Origin of the sequence: Streptomyces sp. NL15-2K, assembly GCF_030551255.1 — a bacterium.
Taxonomy (GTDB): domain Bacteria; phylum Actinomycetota; class Actinomycetes; order Streptomycetales; family Streptomycetaceae; genus Streptomyces.
Genome location: NZ_CP130630.1, coordinates 6,650,049 through 6,676,081 on the forward strand (window position 1 = coordinate 6,650,049; position 26,033 = coordinate 6,676,081).

The following is a 26,033-nucleotide window of genomic DNA, read 5'->3' on the forward strand; positions in this document are numbered from 1 at the left end:
GATGGTGTGGCGTTCACAGTTTCATAGTGTTTCGGTGGTTATAGCGTGAGGGAAACGCCCGGTTACATTCCGAACCCGGAAGCTAAGCCTTACAGCGCCGATGGTACTGCAGGGGGGACCCTGTGGGAGAGTAGGACGCCGCCGAACAAATCTTGGGAAAACCCCGCACCGGGATGGTGCGGGGTTTTCTGCATTTCAGGGTCATTTAGAGTCGTTTAGGGTCGGGGCATGCGCTACGAGATGGTTATCTTCGACAACGACGGCGTCCTCGTCGACAGTGAGCCGATCTCCAACCGGCTGCTGGCCGCCTATCTGACCGAGCTCGGGCACCCGACCTCGTACGAGGACTCCATCCGGGACTACATGGGGTCAGCGATGCACCGGATCCACGACCTGGTCCACGATCGGACGGGGCGGCGGTTGCCCGAGGAGTTCGACGATGTCTTCCACGGGCGGGTGTTCGCCGCCTTCGAGCGGGAGTTGGAGCCGGTGCCCGGGGCCGTCGGTGTGCTCGAGAAGCTGGCCGCGGACGGGGTGCCGTACTGTGTGGCGTCTTCCGGGAGTCATGAGCGGATTCGGGTGGGGCATCGGAAGACCGGGTTGGACCGGTGGTTCGGGGATGAGCGGGTCTTCAGTTCGCAGGATGTGGGGCGGGGGAAGCCGGCGCCGGATCTGTTCCTTTACGCGGCCCGGGAGATGGGGGTCGCGCCCGAGAGGTGCGTCGTGATCGAGGACAGTCCGCTGGGCGTGCAGGCGGCTGTCGCGGCCGGGATGGACGTGTACGGGTTCACGGCCATGACGCCGGCCGCCAAGCTCGCGGCGGCCACTCAACTCTTCTCGGACATGGGGGAGTTGGCTGACCTGCTCGTCTGACATTTGTCACGCCGAGGTCCGGACGATCGTTTCTACTGGTGTCCGGGGGCTGTCGTGAAGCTGAGGGCATGACGAAGAAGACGACTGCTGCTGAGTTTCGTCGCCGGTGATCCGCGGTTGATGCTCGCCAAGGACAGTGCGATCAGCAGTGCGGTCGCGGTGGGTGTGCTGGTGTCCGTGGCGTTGGGGAAGCCGATGATGACCGCCGTGATGAAGCCGTCGCTGGTGAAGGGGGACGCGCGGCGGGAGGCCGCCTGGGCGCGGTTGCAGAGTGGGTCGGCGGACTTCCGGCGGGCCGAGCGGGTGTTCTCCGTGGTGTGGGGTGTGGTGCTGCTCGGTGAGTGTGTGGTGCGGGTCGTGGGGGCGTACACGCTGCCGGTGGACACGATGGTGTGGCTCGGGACCGTCATCATGATCGGTGCCATGGCCGTGGGTTTTGTCGTCAGCGGGGCCCTTGCCGCCGGGCCCATGGCGGCCATGCTCGCCTCGGAGGTCTGCGCCGAGGACTGCGACAGTCGGGCGCCTGTTGCCGCGGTGCCCGCGGCTGTCGGCGCCGAGTGAGCTCGTAAAGCTGAGGGGAATTCATCTTTGGTTGGATCTACCCATGAGTAGGCCGGGGCCCTTACGCTCGCCGCCATGACTGATGTGCTGCGGCGCGGCAGGGCCTCGCTGGCGTTCAGCTTCTTCGCGCAGGGTGTCGCCTTTGCTCTGCTGGTGACGCGGATCCCGGCCATCCAGGATCGGTACGGGGTGTCCGACGCGCTGCTGCCCGTCTTCCTGGCCGCGGTGCCGGTCCTCGCCGGGGTCGGGAGCGTGAGCACCGAGAAGCTGGTGAAGCGGGTGCCGCCCAGCCGGGTGTTGCGCTGGTCCCAGCCGGTGGTGCTCCTGGCGCTGCTCGGGGTGGGGCTGGGGGACCGGATGGTCGTGCTGGCGGTCTCGCTGGGCGCGTTCGGGCTGGCCGTGGGTGCGCTGGACGCCTCGATGAACATGCTCGGGGTGAGCCTGCAGCGGTCGTACGGGCGGAGCATCATGCTCAGCTTCCATGCCGCGTACAGCCTGGGCGGGATTCTGGGGGCCTCGCTCGCGTGGGTGGGGGCGCACTGGGATCTGGCGCTGTGGGTGTCGTATCTGCCGGTCGTGGTGGTGCTGTTGCCGGCCGCGCTGGTCGGGAGTCGGTGGTACGTCGACGGGGAGGCCGGCGCCGTTTCGGAGACGTCGGAGACGTCGGAGAAGGCAGCGGATGGCGAGGGTGGGGCCGTCGTCTTCAAGATGCTGTTGCCGCTGTGTCTGGTGATGTGCTTCGCGTACATCGGGGACTCGACCGTCTCCAACTGGAGTGCGAAGTATCTGCAGGATGTGCTGGGGAGCAGCGAGCAGCTGGCGACCGTGCCGTACAACGTGTACATGGTGACCACCCTGCTGGGGCGGGCCATCGGGGACTTCGGGGTGCGGCGGTTCGGGGCGGTGGCGGTCGTCAGGGGTGGGGCGTTGGTGGCCGCGGTCGGGTTCGCCGTGGTGGCGGTGGCGCCCGGGGCGTGGGTCGGGATGCTGGGGTTCACGCTGTTGGGGCTGGGGTTGTGCGTGCTGGTGCCGCAGACGTTCGCGGCGGCCGGGCGGTTGTTCCCCGGGGCTTCGGATGCGGCCGTGGCACGACTCAATGTCTTCAATTACGTGGGGTTCTTGATCGGTTCGCCCTTGGTGGGGGCTCTGGGGGACGCCTGGAGTTATCGCGGGGCCATGCTTGTGCCGATGGTGTTGGTGCTGGTGACGCTCGTGTATGCCCGGTCGTTCGATGCTCAACCGGACCGATACGGTGGCGGGCATGAGCGGCCGCGCACAGCTGATGTGGGACGAGGCAGTAACGGGCTATGACTTCGGTCCGGACCATCCGATGGATCCGGTTCGGCTTGCCCTGACGAGGAGTCTCGTTCAGGCCTTCGGGCTTGATCGGGAAGTGGATGTGGTGGCCGCCAAGGCGGCCGGGGAGTCGACCTTGCGGCTCGTGCACCGGGAGGACTACGTCGAGGCCGTGAAGGCGGCGTCGATGGATCCGCGAGGGGCGGACGGGTCGTACGGGCTGGGGACCATGGACGATCCGGCCTTTGCCGGGATGCATGAGGTGTCCGCGTTGATCGCGGGGCAGTCGGTGGGGGCGGCGGAGGCCGTGTGGCGGGGGGAGGCGCTGCACGCGGTGAACTTCGCGGGTGGGCTGCATCATGCGATGCCGGGGGGTGCGTCGGGGTTCTGTATTTACAACGACGCGTCGCTGGCCATTGCCCGGTTGCTGGAGCTGGGGGCTGAGCGGGTCGCTTACGTGGATGTCGATGTGCACCACGGGGACGGGGTGCAGGCGGCGTTCTGGGAGGATCCGCGGGTTCTGACGATTTCGCTGCACGAGCATCCTCGGACGTTGTTTCCGCAGACCGGGTGGCCGGAGGAGACGGGGGCGGAGTCCGCGGAGGGGTCTGCCGTGAATGTCGCGTTGCCGGCGGGGACCGGGGATGCGGGGTGGTTGCGGGCGTTTCATGCGGTCGTGCCTGAGGTGATCGCGGACTTTCGGCCTCAGGTGCTGGTGACTCAGCATGGGGCGGATACGCATTTCGAGGACCCGTTGGCGCATTTGGCCGTGTCGCTTGATGCGCAGAGGGCTGTGCAGGTGGCGTGTCATGACCTGGCGCACGAGTACGCCGAGGGGCGGTGGGTGGCGCTGGGTGGGGGTGGATACGCGGTGGTGGATGTGGTGCCGCGGTCGTGGACTCATCTGGTGGGGATTGCGGCAGGGCGGCCCGTGGAGCCGGAGGCGATGATTCCGGATGGGTGGCGGCAGGAGGTGTTCGCTCGGACGCGGCAGTTGGCGCCGGTGCGGATGACTGATGGGCGGTGGCCTGTGGCTTGGGCCGGCTGGGAGGCGGGGTACGACCCTGCGGATCGGTTGGATCAGGCGGTGTTGGCGGCTCGGCGGGCGGTGTTTCCGTTGCGGGGGCTTTTGGCGTAGGCGGGTGTGGCGACTGGCCCTGTGCTGGTTGGTTGGTTGGTTGGCTGGCGTCGGTGGAGCGGGGCGTGGGGCGGCGTGTGCTGTTTGGTCGCCCGGTGTTGGTGGTGGGCGGGGGTGGGTTGCGCGGCCCGGCGCGGATTGACGGCGTCGGCTGGGCGGGGCGTGGGGCGCCGACTGCTGTCCGGTCGCTCGGCGTTGGTGGTGGGCGGGGGTGGATCGCGCGGCCCGGCGCTGGCGGGGTGCCGCTGCGCCCACCCGTGCCGCCCCAGCGGCACGACTGCCCGCAGCTCGGCTGGATGGCGGGGGCGGACTGCCTGCGGCCTGAGGTCTGACGGAGGTGGCTGTCCGGCAGCTGCGCCGGATGGGCCGGGAAGCGGCTGTCTGCCGCTTGGCCGGATGGGTGGGGGAGCGGCTGTCTGCGGCTTGGCCGGATGGGTGGGCAAGCGGCTCCCCGCAGCTCGGCTGGATGGCGGGGGCGGACTGCCTGCGGGCTGAGGTCTGACGGAGGTGGCTGTCCGGCAGCTGCGCTGGATGGGCTGGGAAGCGGCTGTCTGCCGCTTGGCCGGATGGGTGGGCAAGCGGCTCCCCGCAGCTCGGTCGGATGGCGGGGGCGGACTGCCTGCGGGCTGAGGTCTGACGGAGGTGGCTGTCCGGCAGCTGCGTTGGATGGGCCGGGAAGCGGTCGCCTGCCGTTTGGCCGGATGGGTGGGCAAGCGGCTCCCCGCAGCTCGGTCGGATGGCGGGGGCGGACTGCCTGCGGCCTGAGGTCTGACGGAGGCGGCTGTCCGGCAGCTGCGCTGGATGGGCTGGGAAGCGGCGGCCTGCCGCTTGGCCGGATGGGTGGGGAAGCGGCCGCCTGCCGCTTGGCCGGATGGGTGGGGAAGCGGCTGCCAGCTCGGCCGGATGGGTGGGGCGGGCTGCCTGTGTCTGGCGGTGGCGGCTGCCCGCGGCTTCGCCGGATGGGTGGGAAGCGGCTGCTTACAGCTCGGCCCGGATGGGTGGGGCGGCTGCCCGCGGCTTCGCAGGGTGCGCGGGAAGTGGCTGCACGCAGCTTGGGTGGATGGGTGGGGACGGGATGGATGGGGCTCGGCGCCGCTGCTGGCTTTTTGCGGCGTGACCGGCATTACGCCAACTGTGCGGTGTTTCCGCGTTCGTATCGCGGCTGCGCTTCCCATCCGTCAGCATCGCATCCGTGTTGAGTACCGGTGCCCTGCGTGCCCATCTCCTCGCTGCGCGGCTTGCCGGGGTGGTGGCGACCTCTCGGGAGGAGAGTCTGCGGAGTTATCGGCTGTTCGCCGCTCGTGATCCTCGAGTGCTGATCGGGATTGATCCCGAATGGACGTGGGAGCAGCGGGATTTGATCGGGTTGATGGCGGACAAGTGTGGAGTTTCGGCCGATCCTCGGCATACCGAGGGGCATGACGTGATCGATCCGGAGCTGACGCTGGCCGCCTTGGACGCCTTCGCGGAACGGCTCGCCGTGGCCGTCCGGAACCGCGCCGTGGTCCTCCTCGGCACCGGGCACCCCCACCGGCTGCTCGGCTTCTACGCCGCCTTGGCGGACGCGCTGTCGGCGGCGGGATGTACCGTTCTCACCCCGGCGCAGGGTCACTGTGTCGACATAACGACCCGGTTCGGTCTACGCACGTACAACCTCGACTACGTACGAGGAGTCGCGCTGGTGCGGGAACATGGCACCTCTCGCCCCGGTTGTGCGACCGGCGCACACACGCACTCCCCGCTGCCGGTTCGTACCGCGCTGGCCGCGGCCGCCGAGGCCGGTGGGCCGCTTCCGGAGCTGGTGATCGGGGACCACGGATGGGTCTGCGGAGCAGGTCAGCTGGGGTTCGAGGCCATCGGGCTCGCAGATACGGACGACCCCGCCCTCTTCGTCGGGGAGGCGGAGGGGCGCGTGGCCGTCGTCGTTCCACTTGATGACGCTGTGCGGTCTGATTACTACCGGCCGCTGACCCGCTACGTACTCAATCGAGCGTGTCTGTCACAGTAGGCCGCCGATGGGTGCACCTCTTCCCCACTTGCATCACCCGCCCCTACATTGGGGAGTGAGCACGCAGCGACGAAGAGTCACCGGAAGGGGAAGCCGGTGGCCGTCGGTCGAGTGCGGAAGGTTCAGGTGTGTCATGGCTGCTGAGCAGAGGCCTCTGAGCGAGGTTCAGTTCCTTACCGTGGCGGAAGTCGCCTCGGTGATGCGAGTGTCCAAGATGACCGTGTACCGCTTGGTGCACAGCGGTCATCTGCCCGCGATCCGGGTGGGGCGGTCCTTCCGCGTCCCGGAGAATGCGGTTCACGAGTACCTCCGCGAGAGTTACGTGGGGGTGGAAACCGCCTGACGACGGTGTTCCGGGTGGTTCGGGGAGATCCTCAGGGCTTTTCAGGGCTCTCCCCGGATCCGCTCTGATCACCTCGATTACGACCTCAGCGCTCGGACGGGTAGGCTGGCCCCTCGTAGGTCGTATGGGCCCATGGCGCCCAAACACCGAGTGATGAGAAGTGAGCGAGGGTAGTCGTGGGCTCTGTTATCAAGAAGCGGCGCAAGCGGATGGCCAAGAAGAAGCACCGCAAGCTGCTCAAGCGCACGCGCGTTCAGCGTCGCAACAAGAAGTAAGCGACGCCGCCAGAGCGTGTTTCTGTGGCCCCCCACCCATGCTGGTGGGGGGCCACACGCGTGTCGTGGGCTGGATGTCGTCACTTCGTGCAGCGGGCGGCCATCACAGCGCAACATCGACCCGCTAAGTTGGCCGCACACGGGGAACGCGGCGGAGTACGAGGGCTGGAAGGAAGGCGCTGATCTTGGGCAAGGTCGTGCTCGTGACCGGAGTGGCCCGTCAACTGGGAGGCCGTTTCGTACGACGCATCCAGCGTGATCCACAGGTGGACCGAGTCGTCGCCGTGGACGCGGTCCCGCCCGAGCACCATCTGGGCGGCGCCGACTTCATCCAGGCCGACCTCCGGCAGCCCACCATCGCGCGTGTGTTGGCGGAGACGGCCGCCGACACGGTCGTCCACCTGGACGTGACCGCGACCGCGCTCGGCAGCGGCAGCCGGACCACGGTCAAGGAGACCAACGTCATCGGCACCATGCAGCTGCTCGGCGCGTGTCAGAAGTCGCCGACCGTCAAGCGGCTGGTGGTGAAGTCCAGTACGAACGTCTACGGGTCCGCGCCCCGTGATCCCGCCGTCTTCACCGAGACGACGCCGCCCAAGTCCCTGCCCAGCGGCGGCTTCGCCAAGGACACGGTCGAGGTCGAGGGGTACGTACGCGGCTTCGCGCGCCGTCGGCCCGACGTCGCCGTGTGCGTGCTGCGGTTCGCCAACATCCTCGGTCCGACCGCGGACACGCCGCTCGCCTCGTACTTCTCGCTGCCCGTGCTGCCGACGGTGTTCGGCTACGACCCCCGGCTGCAGTTCGTGCACGAGGACGACGTGATCGAGGTGCTGCGGATCGCCTCGCACGAACCGGAGCGCGGCACGCTCAACAGCGGCACCTTCAACATCGCCGGCGACGGTGTCCTGCTGCTCTCCCAGTGCTCCCGGCGGCTCGGACGGCCCACGGTGCCGCTGCTGCTTCCGGCGGTCACCTGGGCGGGCTCGCTGGTGCGTACGCTGGGTATGACGGATTTCTCGCCCGAACAGATCCGGCTGCTCACGCACGGCCGGGTCGTGGCGACGGACCAGATGCGTGAGACGCTCGGCTTCAAGCCGAAGTACACGACGGCGGAGACCTTCGCGGACTTCGCACGCAGCCGCGGACCCGGACTCCTGCCGCCGGAGGCCCTTGCGGGGGCCGTCGACCGGATCGCCGCGCTGCCCCTCGCGGGCGGCGGCCACCTCCCGACGACGAGCGCCAACTGAGGAGCGCATCAACGATGGCGGACGCCAAGGTCATTCCGTTCGACGACGACCGGTCCCGCGGGAGCGCCGTGCAGCGGCCGCCGCGGCGCCGGAGCTCGGGGAGCCGGCGCAAGGGCACGGAATCCGCGCTGGTCCGTGAGGTCCAGCCTCTGCCCAGCAGGGCGCCCGCGCAGGATGATGTTCCTGTGACCCGTGAGCAACAGCCGCCCGAGCAGCCCCAGCACACCGGCGACCGCGGCGGCCTGGAGAAGCGCATCGCGGGCGGCCTCTCCTTCCTGCGCCGCCGCCTCACCGGGGACTACGACGTCGACGACTTCGGTTACGACGAGGAGCTGACCGACCAGGTCCTGATGTCCCTGCTGCGCCCGGTGTACGAGAAGTACTTCCGGGTCGAGGTGAAGGGCGTCGAGAACATCCCGTCCGAGGGTGGCGCGCTCATCGTCGCCAACCACTCCGGGACGCTGCCGCTGGACGGACTGATGATGCAGGTCGGCGTCCACGACCGCCATCCGGACGGCCGCCACCTCCGCCTCCTCGCCGCCGACCTGGTCTTCATGCTGCCGGTGGTCAACGAACTGGCCCGCAAGCTCGGCCACACGCTGGCCTGCGCGGAGGACGCCGAACGGCTCCTCGGCCAGGGCGAGCTCGTCGGGGTCATGCCGGAGGGGTTCAAGGGCATCGGCAAGCCCTTCAGCGAGCGCTACAAGCTCCAGCGCTTCGGCCGCGGCGGCTTCGTCTCCACGGCGCTGCGCCAGGGCGCCCCGATCATCCCGTGCTCGATCGTCGGGGCCGAGGAGATCTATCCGATGATCGGCAACGCCAAGACGCTGGCCCGGGTCCTCGGCTTCCCGTACTTCCCGCTCACACCGACGTTCCCCTGGCTGGGCCCGCTCGGCGCGATTCCCCTGCCGACGAAGTGGACGATCCAGTTCGGCGAGCCGATCCCCACGGACGGCTATCCGCCGGAGGCGGCCGAGGACCCGATGCTGATGTTCAACCTGACCGACCAGGTCAGGGAACAGATCCAGCACACGCTGTACAAGCTGCTGGTGCAGCGGAGGTCGGTGTTCTTCTAGAAGCCGTGTTCTTCCAGGAGCCGTGTTCTTCCAGGTCTACGACGATGGGGGCGCCCTTCGTGCTTGGGTTCTAGGAGTCGTTGCAACACCCCAGTTCAAGGGGTGCGATGGACTTCGAGATCCGTAAGGACCGGGAGAGGCCTCAGGGCAGGAAGAAGCTCGCCAGGGAGCGGGAGGCATACTCCCGGCTCATGCAGCAGGGTGTGAGCAACCGGGAAGCGTGCCGGATCGTCGGGATCGACCGCCGGACCGGCCAGAAGTGGCGCAACGGTCGTCAGGCATACGGTAACCGGAAGGCGCTGCCACCGATCAACGCGGTGGCAGCGCCCTGCGGGCCGTCCCGGTACCTGCGCGAGGAAGACCGCATTCACATCGCCGACCGGCTGCGGGAGAAGGCGACCGTGCGGGCGATAGCCGCGGAGCTGGGCCGCAGCCCGTCGACGGTCAGCCGGGAGATCCGCCGCAACCGTCACCCGACGGGCGGCCAGTACCGCCCGCACGCGGCCCAGGCCCGTGCCGATGCCCGCCGGCCCCGTCCGAAGCCCGGGAAGATCGGCCAGAACCCGCAGCTGCGCAACTTCATCCAGGACCACCTGGACCTACGGTGGAGCCCGGAGCAGATCTGTCAGGCTCTGCGGGCACGGTTTCCCCAGCGGCCGGAGATGCACGTGGTCCACGAGACGGTCTACCAGGCCCTCTACGTCCAGGGCCGGGGTGAGCTGCGCCGCGAACTGGCCCGCGCCCTGCGCACCGGACGCGCCCGGCGCAGACCTCGCCGCCAGGCCCAGCAGCGCCGGCCCCGGTTCGCCACCCCGATGGTCATGATCAGCGAGCGTCCGGCCGAAGCCGAGGACCGGGCGGTCCCCGGGCACTGGGAGGGTGATCTCATCATCGGCAAGGACGGAAAGTCGGCGATCGGTACCCTGGTCGAGCGGGCCACCCGCTACGTCATGCTCCTGCATCTGCCCGGCGACCACGGCGCCGAGAGCGTTCGCGACGCGCTGGTCACCACGGTCCGGACCCTGCCGTCCCACCTGCGACGGTCCCTGACGTGGGACCAGGGCTCGGAAATGGGCAGCCACGGCGCGTTCACCATCGCCACCGACGTCCCGGTCTACTTCTGCGATCCGGCCAGCCCCTGGCAGCGCGGCTCGAACGAGAACACCAACGGCCTGCTCCGGCAGTACTTCCCCAAGGGCACCGACCTCGCCGTCCACACCCGCGAGCACCTCGACGCCGTCGCCGCCGAGCTGAACGGCCGCCCACGCAAAACGCTCGGCCGGGAAACCCCAGCCGAGCGCCTGCATAAACTGCTCACCGCCTGATCAACACAACCACGTGTTGCGACGACACCTAGAAACCGCCGTGGGAAGGGCGCCCCCATCGACGTAGGGACATGGCCGTGAGGGAAGGGCCTAGTTCGCGTCCTCGCCCTCGATGCCCAGGCCGGGCAGCAGGCCGGGGAGGAGCGGCGGGACGGTGACGTCCGGCTCGCTGGTCGGGGGCTTGCTGGTGGACGGTGACGCGCTACCGGTGGCCTTCGGCGGGTCGAGCAGCCCGCCGGTGTTGCCGCCGAGCAGGCCGTCGCCCTCGCTGCCGGAGCCGGCCGACTTGCTGGGGCTCTTGCTGCCGGTGCCGGTGCTCTCGGAGGAGCCGCCGCTGCCGGTGCTGGGCGCCTTCGACCGGCCGGACCCGGACGAGGTGTCGGAGGACGCGGACCCGGAGCCCTGCCGCTTACCGCTTCCGTCGCCGCCCTGGGCCGGGGGCTGCGGGAGCAGGGACTGCAGCGGGGCGACCTCTTCGTCTATGGCGTCGAAGACCGATGACACCTGCTTGCTGACGTCACCGAGCTGGACGGGCAGCCTGTCGCGCAGCGCGCCCCAGGCGTCGCGGTGCGAGCGGGAGAAGGTGTCGAGGGCCTGGATGGGGCCCAGGGAGTCGGGGTCGCGCTGGTACGCGGCGGTCAGCAGGCGGTGGCCCTCGGAGGCGTCGTGCCGCATGCCGGACAGGGCGCGGCGGATCTCGCCGAGGGACTCGTGGTCGAGGTGGCCGCCGCGGTCGCGCTCCATCAGCCGGCGGGCCTCGCCGAGGCGCGTGGAGGCCTGGTCGAGGTAGGTCCGGCCGCGCTCGGCGTCCCCGTCGGACAGGTGGTTGAGCTTGAAGTCCTCGATGCCGCGCTTGAGGCCGTACAGCGAGTCGCCGGGCAGGGCGTCCGAGCTGGCGGCGGCGACTCCGCCGAAGGCGCCCGCGGCCACACCGACGCTGAGCCCGCCGGCGGCGAGGCCCTTGGTCAGCCGTGAACGCGGCCGGAGCTTGCCCAGCGGGCCGGCCCGGTGCGCCCCCTGCCGGGGTGAGCGTTGTCCGGGTACCGAAGAGTCCGCTGCCTCGCCTCCGGCGGTGCCCTCCCGCAGCATGGCCTCCATCGCGGCCACGAGCTGGGCCCGCTGGACGACCTTGACCTCGGGGTCCAGCTCCGGCTTGGGCAGCTCGCCGAGACCGGTGGCGAGGGCCAGTAGCCGGCCCTGCTCGGTCTGTTCCGCAGCAGCCGGGGACGGTGCCGGTCCTTCGGACTGCTCGGCCGCCGTGCCCCGGTCGGACTGCTCCTCCAGGGCCTGGGCGAAGGCGTTCGCCCGCCGGTGCGCCGATACGTTCGCGATCACTGGCGGCACCTCCTCTCGTCATGACGGTCGGCTCCCCAGGGGGTCCTGAGGGTTGCACGCCCTGACCACAAGCACACGATCGGGTGATCGAAGTCGGCCAGGTAGTGACCACAGGGAGCCTGCATCCCGCACAACGAGTGGCGCGGCACTTGGGTTACGGACGGCGGATGACTGAATCGGGGAGCCAACGGACTGTCACCGAAAGCGAGTTGAGAGTCACGGAACGTGTGCTGTCAGCGTGCGTCGTCCGGGAGGAGCCGGGCGAGTGTGCGCACGGCCCGGTACTGGAGGGTCTTGATGGCGCCCTCGTTCTTGCCCATCACCCGGGCGGTCTCGGCGACGGAGAGGCCCTGGAGGAAGCGGAGCGTCACACACTCCTGCTGCTGGGGATTGAGCCGCCGTACGGCGTCCAGGAGGGCGGCGTTGGAGAGGGACTCCAGGACGGAGTCCTCGGGGGAGCGCTCGACCTCGTTGGCGTCGAGCATCTCGCCGGTGGTCACCTCCAGTCGGAAACGACTCGACTTGAAATGGTCGGCGACGAGATTGCGGGCGATGGTGACCAGCCATGCCCCGAAGTCCCGCCCCTGCCAGGTGAAGGTGCCGATCCGCCGCAGTGCCCGCAGAAAGGTCTCGCTCGTCAGGTCCTCGGCGGTCGCCTTCCCTCCCACTCGGTAGTAGATGTACCGGTACACGGTGTCGCTGTACTGGTCGTAGAGGCGGCCGAAGGCGTCGGCCTCGCCCGCCTGTGCTCGCTCGACGAGATCCATCATCCGAGCGCTGTCGCTGTCGGCAGCCGGCCGCCGAGCGGCGGTGGCACCACTCGAACGGCCCCGTCTGCCGACGGCGGCGCTGCCGTCGGCGAGCGCGTAGCACGGGCCGACGGGGGTGGTGGTTACGGCGAGGGCAGGGACGGCGTACGCGGTGGGGACGAAGCCGCGCAACAGGTCTTGGACCGTTGCGCGCAGCGTAGCCAGGCCCGAGGCGTCAACCCCGACGTGTGGGTACACGGGACTCCCAGAGGCAGAGCTTCCATCAGTGCAGTGCGGGACCTTTCACCCGTCGTAGCGACGGAGGGGGTACCGGTTTGCGTCTGAGGAGAATAACGCTTAGTACAGGCGCTGCTACACCCAGTTGCTCTATTCATCGATTACGTCGCTTCTGTAACCGATTGACGCCCAATCAAGTGCCGGACAGTGACCGATTGTTGATCAGAACGGTGCACGTTCCGTCGTGGTTCGGGGCGTGTTGTGGCCGTGTGCAGCCAATGGGACTGGACAGGGGGGTTGCGGGTAAGACTTGGGGATTGGCCGCGGTGCGGTGGGCGTGATCGGAAGTGTTGCCCGGGGTCGGGTCGGGGCTGGGCGGGGGGGTCGCGCGGCCCGGCGCTTACGGGGTGCCGCCCTCTGTGGGTCGGGAGCCGCCCCAGGCGGCACGAATGCCCGCAGCTGGCGCGGAGCGTGCCCGCAGCTGGCGCGGGCGGGCTGGTCGCAGCTGACGCTGACGGGCTGGTTGCAGCTGGCGCGGACGGGCTGGTCGCCCCAGGTCTACCGGCGCCGCCGGTGGAGTGCGATCGCCGCAGCCGTCCCCCCGGCCACCGCGCCCACGCCCGCCGCCGCCGGAATCCCGACCTTCGCCGCCTTCCGGCCCGTGCGGTAGTCGCGCAGCCGCCAGTCCAGCTGTCGTGCGTGCTTGCGCAGCTTCGTGTCCGGGTTGATCGCGTAAGGGTGGCCGACCAGTGACAGCATCGGGATGTCGTTGTGCGAGTCGCTGTACGCGGCGCACCGGGACAGATCCAGCCCCTCCGCCACCGCCAGCGCCCGTACCGCCTCCGCCTTCGCCGGCCCGTGCAGCGGCTCGCCCACCAGCTTGCCGGTGTACACGCCGTCGACCGACTCCGCCACCGTCCCCAGTGCCCCCGTCAGCCCCAGCCGCCGGGCGATCACCGTCGCGATCTCCACCGGCGCCGCGGTGACGAGCCACACCTTCTGCCCGGCATCCAGGTGCGCCTGCGCCAGCGCCCGCGTACCCGGCCAGATCCGCTCGGCCATGTACTCGTCGTAGATCTCCTCGCCGATCGACATCAGCTCGGAGACGCGGTGGCCCTGGACGATGGAGAGGGCCGAGTCGCGGGCCTCCTGCATGTGCTCCGGGTCCTCGACCCCGGCCAGCCGGAACCACGCCTGCTGCCACGCGAACCTCGCGAGCTCGCGGGTCTCGAAGAACTTCCGCTTGTACAGGCCCCGCCCGAAGTGGAACAGCGCGGCACCCTGCATCACGGTGTTGTCCAGGTCGAAGAAGGCGGCGGCATGCGCGTCGCCGGGGACCGGGAACTCCGGTTCCTCACCGGAAACGTCCTGCGTGGACTTGCGCGCAGCCTCCGCCGAGGCCTCGCCTGCCAGCACGCTGCGCGCTGTGGCGGAGCGCCTACGGGGGGTGAGCCATCCGAGAGCGGCCATGGCGTGAGCATAGCCAGTTTGTTCGGTGGTTCCGGAGTCGTGAGGTTTGAAGGGTGTGAACTCTCCACGTCCGGCCCGTTAAACAAGCGGGAGAATGGCCGACATGAGTTCCCTCTTTCGCCGCAACGCCACGAAGGCCTCGCGGACACCACAGACCTCAAAAGCACCACAGACACCGACTGCACCACAGGACCGCCACGTCACCCTCATCCGCAAGCCGGGCTGCCATCTGTGTGATGACGCACAGGCCGTGATCGAGAAGGTGTGCGGCGATCTCGGGGTTCCCTGGGAGAAGAAGGACATCACCCAGGATCCCCAACTCCATGATCAGTACTGGGAGCAGATCCCTGTCGTACTCGTCGACGGGGAACAGCACACCTTCTGGCGCGTGAACGAAGAACGGCTCAGGAAGGCGCTGACCGAGTAGTCCAACTGGACCAGAACGTCGCTTAGGATCGACGGCGACTGGGTCTCGGGGGCGGGAATCGTTGAGGAGAGTGTGCGGTTTTGCCCCCAAGAGATGAGGAACGGTGGTGCGGATGCGCCGGTTCCACACCCGTGCGCCGGGGGCGCGTGACCCCGGTCACGTTGCCCGGGCAAAACGGACACCATCTTTGTGCACGCGTTCACAAAGACATAGCCTGCTGTCGACGGGGCGGTCCAGGGACGTGTGACCGCCTGCAGCCCCGCTCTACCCGCAGGAGCACCGTGGCAACTGGCCGAACTCACCGACCGGCGACCCGCAGCCGAGGGATTCCCGAGGCCACCGTCGCCCGGCTACCGCTGTACCTCCGAGCCCTCACCGCGCTGTCGGAGCGCTCGGTGCCCACGGTCTCCTCCGAGGAGCTCGCGGCCGCCGCGGGGGTCAACTCCGCGAAGCTGCGCAAGGACTTCTCGTACCTCGGCTCCTACGGGACCAGGGGCGTCGGCTACGACGTCGAGTATCTCGTCTACCAGATCTCCCGCGAACTCGGCCTGACCCAGGACTGGCCGGTAGTGATCGTCGGTATCGGTAACCTCGGCGCCGCCCTCGCCAACTACGGCGGGTTCGCCTCCCGCGGTTTCCGCGTCGCGGCCCTCATCGACGCCGATCCCGCGATGGCCGGAAAGCCGGTGGCGGGGATCCCCGTCCAGCACACGGACGAGCTCGAAAAGATCATCAAGGACAACGGCGTGTCGATCGGTGTCATCGCCACGCCCGCCGGCGCCGCCCAGCAGGTCTGCGAACGTCTGGTCGCCGCCGGGGTCACCTCCATCCTCAACTTCGCGCCGACCGTGCTGTCCGTCCCGGACGGCGTCGACGTACGCAAGGTCGACCTCTCCATCGAGCTGCAGATCCTCGCCTTCCACGAGCAGCGCAAGGCCGGTGAGGAGGCCGCCGCCCTGCACGACGGCACCGGACCGGTCGCCGCCCGCCGCAAGGAGTCCGCCGACAAGGGGCCCGACGGGGACGTACCCGCCGTGATGCCGGCATGAGTCTCCTCGTCGTCGGGCTGAGCCACCGCAGCGCCCCGGTCAGCGTGCTGGAGCGGGCCGCGCTGAGCGCGGACGCCCAGATCAAGCTGCTCCAGGACACCGTCGTGGCGGAGCCGGCCACCGAGGCCGCGGTGCTCGCCACGTGCAACCGCATCGAGCTGTACGCCGACGTGGACAAGTTCCACGCCGGTGTCGCCGAGCTGTCCACGCTGCTCGCCCAGCACAGCGGCGTCGGCCTGGAGGAGCTCACCCCTTACCTCTACGTGCACTACGAGGACCGGGCCGTCCACCACCTCTTCTCGGTGGCGTGCGGGCTGGACTCGATGGTCGTCGGCGAGGGCCAGATCCTCGGCCAGATAAAGGACTCCCTGGCCAAGGCGCAGGACGTGCACAGCGCGGGCCGCCTCCTGAACGACCTGTTCCAGCAGGCCCTCCGCGTCGGCAAGCGCGCCCACTCCGAGACCGGCATCGACCGCGCCGGGCAGTCCCTGGTCACCTTCGGCCTGGAACAGCTGGCGGCGGGCCAGGCGGTCGAGAAGTGGGCCAAGGGCAAGAAGGCCCTGGTCATCGGCGCCGGCTCGATGTCGTCGCTGGCCGCGGCCACGCTCGCGCGGGCCGGGGTCGCCGAGATCGTGATCGCCAACCGCACCCCCGACCGCGCCGAGCGCCTCGCACAGATCCTCACCGAGGGCGACGACACGGACGTGCTGGCCCGCGCGGTACCGATGGAATCGGTGCCGCTCGAGCTGACACGTGCCGACGTCACCGTCTCCTGCACCGGCGCGACGGGGCTCGTCCTGACGGCCGAGATGGTCGCGGCCGCGGTGGAGGGCCGTACCGGAGAGCCCGTCATGCCCAGCCGTACGGTTTCGGGCGCCGACTCCGGTCGTACGACCGCGCAGGCCGCCGGACGCGGCGAGCTCCCGCCCACCAGCATCGGCGCCGAGGACGGCTGTCCGCTCGACCTGCCCGCCGTACGGGCGACCGCCGGATTCTCCGTGCTCGGCGAGGCGGCCGTGGCCGGTATGGCCGCCTCCGACCTGGAACAGCACGCGGCGTGGGTGGACAACGCCCCGCGTCAGCAGAGCACCGCCCAGGCCGGAGCCGTCACGACGCTCGACCCGGCCGAGGAGACGGACGCCATCGCCGCGCTCGCCGCAGCCGTGGCGGTCCTCGGCCGCGTCCCCGAGCGCCGCAAGCCCGAGCCGGTCGCCGAGATCCCGCGTCCCGAGCCGGTGTTCTTCCTGCTCGACCTCGCCATGCCGCGTGACATCGACGCGGCCGTGCACCGGCTGACCGGGGTACGGCTCGTCGACATCGAGTCGCTGGCGGGAGCTTCCGCCGCTGTGTCCGATCAGCGGACTCCGTCCGCGGGTCCGATGGCGGCCGACGTCGACCAGGTCCGCCGTATCGTTTCCGACGAGGTCACCGCCTTCGGGGCGGCGCTGCGGGCCGCGCACATCACGCCCACCGTGGTCGCCCTGCGGACGATGGCCGCCGATGTCGTGGCGGGCGAGATCGCCCGGCTGGAGGGGCGGCTGCCCGAACTGGACGACAAGCACCGCGGCGAGATCGCGCAGACCGTCAAGCGCGTGGTCGACAAGCTGCTGCACGCGCCGACCGTACGGGTCAAGCAGCTCGCCGCCGAGCCCGGCGGCGCCGGGTACGCGGACGCGCTGCGCACCCTGTTCGACCTCGACCCCGAGACGGTCGCCGCCGTCTCCCGCGCCGAGGACAGCACCGACAAGAACGGCAAGAACCGAGGGCCGGAATGACTCAGAAGGCATTGAGGCTCGGGACCAGGCGAAGCAGGCTCGCCCTGGCCCAGTCCGGGCAGGTGGCGGACGCCGTGAGCCAGGTGACCGGACGGCCCGTCGAGCTCGTCGAGATCACCACATACGGCGATGTCTCCCGCGAGGCGCTCGCGCAGATCGGCGGCACGGGGGTCTTCGTGACCGCGCTGCGGGAGGCGCTGCTCAAGGGCGAGGTCGACTTCGCGGTGCACTCGCTGAAGGACCTGCCCACCGGGCAGCCGGACCAGCTGGCGCTGGCCGCGATCCCCGTGCGCGAGGACCCGCGCGACGTGATCGTCGCGCGGGACGCCCTGAAGCTCACCGACCTGCCACGCGGGGCGCGCATCGGTACGGGCTCGCCGCGGCGGATGGCCCAGTTGAACGCGTACGCGCGCGGCCATGGGCTGGACATCGAGACGGTTCCGATCCGCGGGAACGTCGACACCCGGATCGGGTTCGTGCGGGACGGCGAGCTGGACGCCGTGGTGCTGGCCGCGGCCGGTTTGCAGCGCATCGGCCGGATCGACGAAGTGACCGACTTCCTGTCGGTCGACACGGTTTTGCCCGCCCCCGGCCAGGGGGCACTGGCGATCGAGTGTGCCGCGGACCACGCGGGCCTCATCGCAGCGCTCGGCGAGCTCGACGACCCGTTCACACGGGCCGCCGTCACCGCCGAACGGTCACTGCTCGCCGCCCTGGAGGCCGGTTGCAGCGCCCCTGTGGGCGCGCTGGCCGACCTTTTGGCCGACGGGCAGATTGTCAAGGAAATGCGCCTGCGGGGCGTCGTCGGCACGACCGACGGCACTCGCATGGTGCAGCTGTCCACCACCGGTCCCGTGCCCGAGACGGACGACCAGGCAATGGCGCTCGGTCGCGAACTCGCAACCGAGATGCTTGCCCAGGGCGCGGCCGGTCTGATGGGGGAGCGAGCACAGTGAGCCCCACCACCCTTTCCGCCGGTCCTGAACACGGGCACGTCACCTTCCTGGGTGCCGGACCCGGGGATCCGGGACTGCTGACTCTGCGCGCCGTCGAGGCGCTGGCGAACGCGGACGTTCTCGTCGCCGGGCACGAAGTGCTCGACGTCGTACGTACGCACGCCAGACAGGGCGTCGCCGTCGTGAACACGGATTCGGACCCCATGGATGCCTTGGATCCCTTTACGGGTCCTGCTTCCGGTCCGACTCCGCGCTCAGGCACGCCTCAACTGACGGTTGTTGACGGCGCGTCAACAACCGTTGGCGGCCCCGCCGTGCGGGATGCCGCACATCTTGTCATGGAGGCCGCGCGGGGCGGCAGGCGGGTCGTGCGTGCGGTGTCCGGGGACCCCGGACTCGACGCGTACGCCGCCGAGGAGATGCTGGCCTGCGCCGCGGCGGGCGTGCCGTTCGAGGTCGTGCCGGGTGTGGCGGCGGCGGTGGGCGTACCCGCGTACGCCGGTGTGCCGTTGCGGGACGCCGAAGGCGCGGACGTGCGGTTCGTGGATGCGCGTACGGCCTCCGACCGGTGCTGGACGGAGGTGGGGGCGTCGGACGGCACGGTGGTCGTGTCGACGACCCTCGATTCCATCGCGGCTGCCGCCGGTGAGCTGGTGTCGGCCGGGCGCAAGCCCGATACGCCGATGACGGTGACCGTGGCCGGTACGACCACCCGGCAGCGGACCTGGACCGCGACTTTGGGGACGATCGCGCAGACCCTGAAGCAGGCCAAGGTGCTGCCGTCGCCCGAGGGCGCGCGGCCCGTGATAGCCGTGGTCGGTGAGCGTTCGGCCGCGGCTCAGCGTGAGCAGCTCTCGTGGTTCGAGTCCAAGCCCTTGTTCGGGTGGAAGGTGCTCGTGCCGCGGACGAAGGAGCAGGCGGCTTCGCTCTCCGACCAGCTGCGGTCCTACGGGGCCGTGCCGCACGAGGTGCCGACGATCGCCGTCGAGCCGCCGCGGACGCCCCAGCAGATGGAGCGGGCGGTCAAGGGGCTGGTGACTGGGCGGTATGAGTGGATCGCATTTACGAGCGTGAATGCCGTCAAGGCGGTTCGGGAGAAGTTCGAGGAGTACGGGCTCGATGCTCGGGCCTTCGCCGGGATCAAGGTCGCGGCGGTGGGGGAGCAGACGGCCAAGGCGCTGGTCGCCTTCGGTGTGAAGCCGGACCTGGTGCCGAGCGGGGAGCAGTCGGCGGCCGGGTTGCTGGAGGACTGGCCTCCGTACGACCCGGTGTTCGATCCGATCGACCGGGTGTTCCTGCCTCGGGCCGACATCGCCACGGAGACGCTGGTCGCCGGGCTGATCGAGCTCGGGTGGGAGGTCGACGACGTCACCGCCTATCGGACCGTGCGGGCCTCGCCGCCGCCGGCGGAGACCCGGGAGGCGATCAAGGGGGGCGGTTTTGACGCCGTTCTCTTCACGTCGTCGAGCACGGTGCGGAATCTGGTGGGGATCGCCGGTAAGCCGCACAACGTGACGGTGATCGCGTGCATTGGGCCTGCCACGGCCAAGACGGCCGAGGAGCACGGGCTTCGGGTGGATGTGATGGCTCCGGAGCCGTCCGTGCACAAGCTGGCGGAAGCGCTGGCCGAGTTCGGGATGCGGCGGAGGGCTGCCGCTCTGGATGCCGGGGATCCGGTGACTCGGCCTAGTGAGCGGCGGCCTGGGGCTCGGCGTCGGCGTACTACTACGTAGGTGTGCGGCGGCGTAGGTGTACGGCGGTGCAGGTATGCGGCGGTGTGGATGTGCGGCGGCGTAGGTGTACGGCGGTGTGGATGTGCGGCGGCGTAGGTGTACGGCGGTGTGGATGTACGGCGGCGTAGGTGTACGGCGGCGTGGATTTACGGCGGCGTAGGCGACCCGTGGGTCTACGCCGCTGGGGGCACCGTGTGGCCGAAGCGGAGTAGGTTCGACGGGTCGTAGGTCGACTTGGCGTGCCGGAGGCGGGCGTAGACCTCCGGGGTCCAGGGGCGGGCACGGTCTTCCTCGTCGCCCGGTGTGCCGTGCGTGTTGACGAAGGTGCGGCCCGTGCCGAACGGGGTCATCGCCGCGTGGAGCGTCCTCGTGGCGCGTTCGACGGCCTCGGCTGCCGGTGCGGCTTCCAGGACGCCCACCGCCTCCAGGAAGTACGTCGCGTCGCGGGCGCAGATCGCGTCCTCGACGAGGGCCGGGCGGGACAGGGCGCCGCCCATGTGGCGGATCTCGACGAGGAACAGCGGGCAGTCCGGGGCCTCGGGGCCGACCTGGTCCAGGAGCGTGCGGATGGCGTCCGGGGACAGGTCGCGCAGGAACAGCGACGACTCCCTCGCGGGGAGCGGGTCCTGCGGTGCCATGTGGATGCGGTCCAGGGCGGCGTAGTCCATTTCCTCCACCGTGTCGACGGCCACGGGCGCGGCGGCGCGGAGGGGGGCGAGCAGGCGTTCGCCGTCTTGCGGGTCGCCGGTCCAGGCGATCGCCACGCGGGCCCAGAAGCCGCCGCGCAGGGGCTCGGGGATCTGCGGGATGGGCGGCAGGCGGAGCAGCGCGAAGGCGCTGCACATCTCCGGGGGGACGGTCTGCGTCCAGTCGGCCCAGGCTGTGAGGAGCGCCTCCGCGTGATCGCCGGTGCAGTAGATGCCGCCGCCGAGGAGGCGGGAGAGCGGGAGCAGGTCGCAGACCAGTTCCGTCACGATGCCGACGTTGCCCTTGCCGCCGCGCAGGGCCCAGAAGAGTTCGGGGTCTTGGGCGGCGTCGGTCTCGTGGAGGGTGCCGTCGGGGGTGACGACCTGGAAGGAGCGGACGTGGTCGGTTGCGAAGCCGTATGTCCGGCCCAGGAGCGGGAGGCCGCCGCCGATCGTGTAGCCGATGACGCCGGGGCCGGAGCACGTACCGGTCAAGGCGGCCAGGCCGTGGGGCGCGGCTGCGTGCAGGACGTGGCGCCCCCTTGCGCCGGCTGCGATCGTGGCGGTGCGTCGGGTCGGGTCTATGCGTACGTCCGTCATGCGGGCGGTGTTGATCAGAAGGCCTCTGTCCACGGGGAAGTTCGCGCCGTGGCCGGTGGCCTGGACGGCGACGGGGGTGCCGGTGGCGGAGGCCCAGCGCATCGCGGTCGCCACGTCGGCGGCGTCGGTCGCTCCGATGACCACGTCGGGGGTGTGCAGGGCGGCCAGGTTGAAGCCGGTGATCTCATCGGCGTAGCCGTCGTCGCCGGGGCGTAGGACCGGGCCGTGGATCTCGGAGAGGGCGAAGAGGTCCGGGGTGTCGTAGAGGTGGTGGGTGGGGGGCATCGCGTCCTCCTGGGGCGCCTTGGGCTGCGCGGGGAGGCCTTGGTCTTCAGCCTGTTCTTCCAGCCTGTTCCTTCAGCTTGGACCTGGGGGGTGCGGGTCGCATGTGGGGATGCCTGCGGGGGCCTCCGGCGGTTGGGCCGGGGAGGCCTGCGGCGGCCTGTGCGGGTGCGGAGGGGGTGCGGGTAGCGCCTGCGGGTGCGTTGGGGGTCGGGGACGTGTCGGGGGGTGTCCGTCCTCGGAACGGCGCGGAATCGGTCACCTACCAACTCGCCCGTGTTGACGCGCCAACCGCTGCGGGCGGACACCCCCCGACACGTCCCCTTGCCGCCGTGGGCGGCTGCGGGTGCGTGGTCCGTCCGGCCCCAGTTGCGGGCAGACGGCTCGCGTCAGCTGCGGGTTCCGCGCCGACGGGTCGTCGGCAAAGGGGGTGTCGGGGCGGGCGTAGCGTAGGTGGCATGACGACTTACGGATCCTTCCCCGGCACGCGGCCGCGGCGGCTGCGGACCACCCCCGTCATGCGGCGCATGGTTGCCGAGACCCGGCTGCATCCGGCCGATCTCATTCTTCCGGCCTTCGTGCGGGAGGGGATCGCCGAGCCCGTGCAGATCGCGGCCATGCCCGGCGTCGTGCAGCACACCCGGGACAGTCTGAAGAAGGCGGCCGCGGAGGCGGTGGCCGCCGGACTCTCCGGGATCATGCTGTTCGGCGTGCCGGAGGAGTCGAAGAAGGATGCCGTCGGGACGCCGGGGACCGATCCGGACGGGATTCTGCAGGTCGCGATTCGTGATGTGCGGGCCGAGGTCGGGGACGAGCTGCTGGTCATGTCCGACTTGTGCCTGGATGAGACCACGGATCATGGGCACTGCGGTGTCTTGGACGCGGAGGGGCGTGTCGACAACGACGCGACGCTTGAGCGGTACGCCGAGATGGCTCAGGTGCAGGCCGATGCCGGGGCCCATGTGGTGGGGCCCAGCGGGATGATGGACGGTCAGGTGGGTGTTGTTCGCGACGCCCTTGATCAGATCGGGCGCGAGGATGTCGCGATCCTCGCCTATACGGTGAAGTACGCTTCCGCCTTCTTCGGGCCCTTCCGGGAGGCTGTGGCCTCGTCGTTGACGGGGGACCGGAAGACCTATCAGCAGGATCCGGCGAATGCGCGGGAGTCCTTGCGGGAGTTGGCGCTCGACCTCGAAGAGGGCGCCGACATGGTGATGGTGAAGCCCGCGGGGCCGTATCTGGACATCCTGGCCCGGGTCGCGGACGCGGTGGACGTGCCGGTGGTCGCGTATCAGATCTCCGGTGAGTACTCGATGATCGAGGCCGCCGCCGAGAAGGGGTGGATCGATCGGGATCGGGCCATCCTGGAGGCGCTGACCGGGATCAAGCGGGCGGGGGCGCGGAACATCCTCACCTACTGGGCCACGGAGGTCGCTCAGCGGCTGCTGTGACGCAACGGTTCGAGATCGGTGCGGCTACGGCTGGAACTCGGTGCGGGGAACGGCCGGGGGGTGTTGTGTTTTCTTTTGGTGGGTTTCGGGGCTTCCTGCGACGATCTTCTATCGGTCTGTCCGGAAAACGACCCTCGGGGGGTGGGTGGTTGCCGGGTATGTAGTGGGAGATGGGCGATGAGCTGCGCGAATGTAACGAATTGACGAGTTCCCGTCAGGCTCCTTATCTTCTGCGCCTGGCCTGATCCATTCGGAGGGGTCTTCCGAACGTCGATCCCTGGGGGACGCATGAGCTGGTTCATCGAAGCGCTGAAGAAGTACGCGGTATTCAGCGGGCGCGCGCGCCGCAAGGAGTACTGGATGTACGCGCTGTTCGCGTCCATCATCTACATCGCGCTGGTGATCATCGCCCTCGCGGCCAAGGAGCCGCTGATCGCGGCCGTCTTCTACCTGGCGATCATCCTGCCGAGCCTGGCCGTCACCGTGCGCCGCCTGCACGACACGAGCCGCACCGGCTGGTGGGTCCTCATCGGGATGGTCCCGGTCGTCGGCCTCATCATGATGCTGGTCTTCCTGTGCAGCGACGGCGAGCCGGGTCAGAACAAGTACGGCACGAACCCGAAGGAAGCGCCGGTTCTCGTCTGACGCCGAGATTTCTTGTGTGCCTTGAGGCCGCCCGGCCGTCGTCCGGGCGGCCTTCGGCGTGGCTGGGCCTTCGTCCCGTACGCCCTCCCCGTCGTTGCATCCCGTCAGCACGAGCGTGGTGAGCGTGAGGACGATGGCGGCCAGGAGGCGGAGGCGGGTTCGGGCGGGCACCATCAAGTGCCGCCGGGAGTTAGGTTGTTGACCGCTCGTCCGCCGACTCTTTTTCCAGGAGACGTCCATGTCCGGTGACGCCCTCAGCCTCGACCCCGCCGAGCTGAGAAGGAGGATCGACACCACCAAGGCCCACCCGGCCCGCGTCTACGACGTCTTCCTGGGCGGCAAGGACAACTACCCCGTCGACCGTGCGGCGGCCGCCGCCGCGCTCGCCGCCAATCCGCGGGGCTACCTCGACGTACGGCACAACCGCGACTTCCTGCGCCGGGCGGTGAGCACGCTGGCGAAGGAGGACGGCATCCGGCAGTTCCTCGACATCGGCACCGGGCTGCCGACCGCGGAGAACGTCCACCAGATCGTCCAGCGCATCAACCCGGACGCCCGGGTGGTGTACGTCGACAACGACCCCGTCGTCCTCGCCCATGCCCGCGCCCTGCTCACCAGCGGGCCCGAGGGCCGTACGGACTACATCGACGCCGACTTCAAGGACCCGGCGCACATTCTCGAACAGGCCGCGAAGACCCTGGACTTCGCCGAGCCGGTCGCACTGTGCCTCGTGGCGATCCTGCACTTCGTCGAGGACGAGGAGGCGTACCCGATCGTGCGCGAGCTGATGGACGCGCTGCCCTCAGGCAGCCGGCTCGTCCTCAGCCACCTCACCGAGGACCTCAACCCGGAGAACATCCGGGCGGTGCAGCGGACGTACACCGAGCGCGGGTTCACCTTCGTCCTGCGGTCCAAGGCGGAGGTCGAGCGCTTCTTCGCCGAGAGCTCCCTGGAGCTCGCCGAGCCGGGAGTCGTGCCGGCGCACCACTGGCGGCCGGACCACGCGGCGCCCGTGCCGGAGCAGCCGCAGGCGTCGTATCTGGCGACCCTCGACGCCATCGAGAAGGTGCGCTATGCCGACATCAACGACGTCACGGACGCGGACATCAATGTGTACGCGGGCGTGGGGGTGAAGGCGTGAGGCGGTGATCCGCGCTGACCGGCACGTCCGTATCCCGGAAAGCTGCTTGTAGGCGGCACGTACTTCTTTAGGCTGCCGGCACGAGTCGTCTCGCAGCCAAGGAGCCACGTCATGACGGTCGCCGAGCCCGTGCCCACATCCGCCTCCGCGCCCTTGCCGCCCTTGGCCGCGCGGGCCCGGTCGATCGGGGGGTCGCCGGTGCGGGACATTCTCGCCGTCACCGCCCGCCCCGAGGTGATCAACTTCGCGGGCGGGCTGCCGGCTCCCGAACTGTTCGACCAGGAGGGCGTCGCCGCCGCGTTCCGTGACGTGCTCGCCGAGACGCCCGGGCGCGCCCTGCAGTACTCCACGACCGAGGGCGAGCCCGGGCTGCGGGCCGCGCTCGCCGCGCGCATGGCTTTGCGGGGGCTCGCCACGGACGCCGACGACGTGCTGGTCACGACCGGGTCGCAGCAGGCGCTGTCCCTGCTCGCGACCGTGCTGCTGGAACCCGGGGACACGGTCCTCGTCGAAAGACCCTGCTATCTGGCGGCACTTCAGGCCTTCGGGTTCGCGGGCGCGCGGGTCGTGGCCGTGCCGGGGGACGAGGAGGGGCTGGATCCCGAGGCGCTGGAGGAGCTCGTGATACGGGAGCGGCCCAAGCTGCTCTACACCGTGCCCACCTTCCAGAACCCGACCGGCCGCACCCTGCCGGCCGAACGCCGGGCCGCCGTCGCCTCCGTCGCCGCCCGCCGGGGGCTGTGGATCATCGAGGACGACCCCTACGGGGAGCTGCGCTTCGAAGGCGAGCGGGTGCCGTGGATCGCCTCCTACGAGGAGGCCCGCGACCGGGTCGTCCTGCTCGGCTCCTTCTCCAAGGTCATGGCGCCGGGGCTGCGGCTGGGCTGGCTGCGGGCGCCCGGTGAGCTGCGTCGCGCCTGTGTGGTCGCCAAGCAGGCCGCCGATCTGCACACCGCCACCGTCAACCAGCTCGCCGCCGCACGGTACTTGGCGGACCGGGACCTGGACGCCCACGTCGGCCGGGTCGCCGGGGTGTACCGGGAGCGGCGGGACGCGATGCTGGGCGGGCTGCCGGAAGCCCTGCCCGCGGGCTCGACCTGGACACGTCCCGAGGGCGGGATGTTCCTCTGGGCCCGGCTGCCGTCGTCGTACGACACGACGGAGCTGCTGGGGAGGGTGGTGCGGCATGACGTGGCTTACGTTCCGGGGGCGCCCTTCTATGCCGGTGAGCCGGACCGGTCGACCCTGCGGCTGTGCTTCGTGACGCAGACGCCGGGGGAGATCGGGGAGGGGTTGCGGAGGTTGGGGGAGGGGCTGCGGGGCTGAGCAGCGAGCCGTACACCATGGCGCTGCGA

Annotated in this window: 22 protein-coding genes, 1 rRNA gene and 1 pseudogene; 20 read left to right on the forward strand and 4 right to left on the reverse strand. The window is 70.0% G+C overall.

The features are described from left to right. Positions 1 to 30: 30 nt before the first annotated feature. From rrf to Q4V64_RS30030, 11 genes and pseudogenes are all read left to right on the forward strand, one after another. A 5S ribosomal RNA gene (gene rrf, locus Q4V64_RS29980) occupies positions 31 to 147 on the forward strand. 81 nt (positions 148 to 228) lie between these two features. Further along, positions 229 to 873: an HAD family hydrolase gene (locus Q4V64_RS29985; RefSeq protein WP_124440155.1), complete on the forward strand. Its 645-nt coding sequence runs from the start codon at positions 229 to 231 to the stop codon at positions 871 to 873. Positions 874 to 957: 84 nt separating this feature from the next. After that, positions 958 to 1,434, forward strand: a pseudogene (locus Q4V64_RS29990) (VC0807 family protein); the annotation flags it as partial. Positions 1,435 to 1,509: 75 nt separating this feature from the next. Further along, positions 1,510 to 2,745, forward strand: coding sequence for an MFS transporter (locus Q4V64_RS29995; protein ID WP_124440154.1), 1,236 nt, complete (start codon positions 1,510 to 1,512; stop codon positions 2,743 to 2,745). Further along, positions 2,696 to 3,868: an acetoin utilization protein AcuC gene (locus Q4V64_RS30000; RefSeq protein WP_124440153.1), complete on the forward strand. Its 1,173-nt coding sequence runs from the start codon at positions 2,696 to 2,698 to the stop codon at positions 3,866 to 3,868. The genes Q4V64_RS29995 and Q4V64_RS30000 overlap by 50 nt, the downstream gene beginning before the upstream one ends. 1,192 nt (positions 3,869 to 5,060) lie before the next feature. Next, complete coding sequence (locus Q4V64_RS30005; protein WP_124440152.1) at positions 5,061 to 5,876, forward strand: phosphatase; 816 nt, start codon at positions 5,061 to 5,063, stop codon at positions 5,874 to 5,876. 133 nt (positions 5,877 to 6,009) lie between these two features. Beyond that, positions 6,010 to 6,219: a helix-turn-helix domain-containing protein gene (locus Q4V64_RS30010; RefSeq protein WP_016437488.1), complete on the forward strand. Its 210-nt coding sequence runs from the start codon at positions 6,010 to 6,012 to the stop codon at positions 6,217 to 6,219. 176 nt (positions 6,220 to 6,395) lie between these two features. Beyond that, a complete protein-coding gene (locus Q4V64_RS30015) occupies positions 6,396 to 6,494 on the forward strand; it encodes an AURKAIP1/COX24 domain-containing protein (protein WP_003948845.1) in 99 nt (32 codons plus the stop codon). Between the two features lie 185 nt (positions 6,495 to 6,679). Continuing rightward, positions 6,680 to 7,741 (forward strand): NAD-dependent epimerase/dehydratase family protein, encoded by a 1,062-nt coding sequence (locus tag Q4V64_RS30020; protein ID WP_124440151.1) that lies wholly within the window; start codon positions 6,680 to 6,682, stop codon positions 7,739 to 7,741. A 14-nt stretch (positions 7,742 to 7,755) separates the two neighbouring features. After that, positions 7,756 to 8,817 (forward strand): lysophospholipid acyltransferase family protein, encoded by a 1,062-nt coding sequence (locus Q4V64_RS30025; protein ID WP_124440150.1) that lies wholly within the window; start codon positions 7,756 to 7,758, stop codon positions 8,815 to 8,817. A 107-nt stretch (positions 8,818 to 8,924) separates the two neighbouring features. Then, on the forward strand, positions 8,925 to 10,142 hold the full coding sequence (locus Q4V64_RS30030) for an IS30 family transposase (protein ID WP_348540796.1): 1,218 nt from the start codon (positions 8,925 to 8,927) through the stop codon (positions 10,140 to 10,142). A gap of 90 nt (positions 10,143 to 10,232) precedes the next feature. Here the strand turns inward: Q4V64_RS30030 and Q4V64_RS30035 are convergent, their stop codons facing one another. The 3 genes from Q4V64_RS30035 to Q4V64_RS30045 all read right to left on the reverse strand — a co-directional run bounded on the left by Q4V64_RS30035 (position 10,233) and on the right by Q4V64_RS30045 (position 13,933). Continuing rightward, positions 10,233 to 11,477: a DUF5667 domain-containing protein gene (locus Q4V64_RS30035; RefSeq protein ID WP_124441035.1), complete on the reverse strand. Its 1,245-nt coding sequence runs from the start codon at positions 11,475 to 11,477 to the stop codon at positions 10,233 to 10,235. Positions 11,478 to 11,710: 233 nt separating this feature from the next. Next, the gene (locus Q4V64_RS30040) at positions 11,711 to 12,484 is read right to left on the reverse strand and encodes an ECF subfamily RNA polymerase sigma factor, BldN family (protein ID WP_124441034.1); all 774 of its coding nucleotides are present in this window, start codon (positions 12,482 to 12,484) and stop codon (positions 11,711 to 11,713) included. Positions 12,485 to 13,021: 537 nt separating this feature from the next. Next, positions 13,022 to 13,933, reverse strand: coding sequence for an HAD-IB family hydrolase (locus Q4V64_RS30045; protein WP_124441033.1), 912 nt, complete (start codon positions 13,931 to 13,933; stop codon positions 13,022 to 13,024). A gap of 94 nt (positions 13,934 to 14,027) precedes the next feature. Here Q4V64_RS30045 and Q4V64_RS30050 point away from each other — a divergent pair, with 94 nt between their 5' ends. The 5 genes from Q4V64_RS30050 to Q4V64_RS30070 all read left to right on the forward strand — a co-directional run bounded on the left by Q4V64_RS30050 (position 14,028) and on the right by Q4V64_RS30070 (position 19,873). Next, positions 14,028 to 14,360 (forward strand): glutaredoxin family protein, encoded by a 333-nt coding sequence (locus tag Q4V64_RS30050; RefSeq protein WP_172629266.1) that lies wholly within the window; start codon positions 14,028 to 14,030, stop codon positions 14,358 to 14,360. Positions 14,361 to 14,641: 281 nt separating this feature from the next. Then, complete coding sequence (locus tag Q4V64_RS30055) at positions 14,642 to 15,409, forward strand: redox-sensing transcriptional repressor Rex (RefSeq protein ID WP_124441032.1); 768 nt, start codon at positions 14,642 to 14,644, stop codon at positions 15,407 to 15,409. Next, the gene (locus Q4V64_RS30060) at positions 15,406 to 17,184 is read left to right on the forward strand and encodes a glutamyl-tRNA reductase (protein WP_124441031.1); all 1,779 of its coding nucleotides are present in this window, start codon (positions 15,406 to 15,408) and stop codon (positions 17,182 to 17,184) included. Before Q4V64_RS30055 ends, Q4V64_RS30060 begins: the two co-directional genes overlap by 4 nt. After that, entirely contained in the window at positions 17,181 to 18,140 is a 960-nt protein-coding gene (hemC, locus tag Q4V64_RS30065) for a hydroxymethylbilane synthase (protein WP_124441030.1), read from the forward strand. Before Q4V64_RS30060 ends, hemC begins: the two co-directional genes overlap by 4 nt. Beyond that, positions 18,137 to 19,873, forward strand: coding sequence for a bifunctional uroporphyrinogen-III C-methyltransferase/uroporphyrinogen-III synthase (locus Q4V64_RS30070; protein WP_124441029.1), 1,737 nt, complete (start codon positions 18,137 to 18,139; stop codon positions 19,871 to 19,873). The genes hemC and Q4V64_RS30070 overlap by 4 nt, the downstream gene beginning before the upstream one ends. Before the next feature lie 173 nt (positions 19,874 to 20,046). On the opposite strand, the gene Q4V64_RS30075 is transcribed toward Q4V64_RS30070, so the two are convergent. Further along, positions 20,047 to 21,444: an FAD-binding oxidoreductase gene (locus Q4V64_RS30075; protein WP_124441028.1), complete on the reverse strand. Its 1,398-nt coding sequence runs from the start codon at positions 21,442 to 21,444 to the stop codon at positions 20,047 to 20,049. A gap of 455 nt (positions 21,445 to 21,899) precedes the next feature. On the opposite strand from Q4V64_RS30075, the gene hemB reads away from it, so the two are divergent. From hemB to Q4V64_RS30095, 4 genes are all read left to right on the forward strand, one after another. Next, on the forward strand, positions 21,900 to 22,892 hold the full coding sequence (gene hemB / locus Q4V64_RS30080; protein WP_124441024.1) for a porphobilinogen synthase: 993 nt from the start codon (positions 21,900 to 21,902) through the stop codon (positions 22,890 to 22,892). A 288-nt stretch (positions 22,893 to 23,180) separates the two neighbouring features. After that, positions 23,181 to 23,537: a DUF805 domain-containing protein gene (locus Q4V64_RS30085; protein WP_124441023.1), complete on the forward strand. Its 357-nt coding sequence runs from the start codon at positions 23,181 to 23,183 to the stop codon at positions 23,535 to 23,537. A gap of 238 nt (positions 23,538 to 23,775) precedes the next feature. Further along, on the forward strand, positions 23,776 to 24,678 hold the full coding sequence (locus Q4V64_RS30090) for an SAM-dependent methyltransferase (RefSeq protein WP_124441022.1): 903 nt from the start codon (positions 23,776 to 23,778) through the stop codon (positions 24,676 to 24,678). 111 nt (positions 24,679 to 24,789) lie between these two features. After that, positions 24,790 to 26,004: a PLP-dependent aminotransferase family protein gene (locus tag Q4V64_RS30095; RefSeq protein ID WP_124441021.1), complete on the forward strand. Its 1,215-nt coding sequence runs from the start codon at positions 24,790 to 24,792 to the stop codon at positions 26,002 to 26,004. The last annotated feature ends 29 nt before the right edge of the window (positions 26,005 to 26,033 follow it).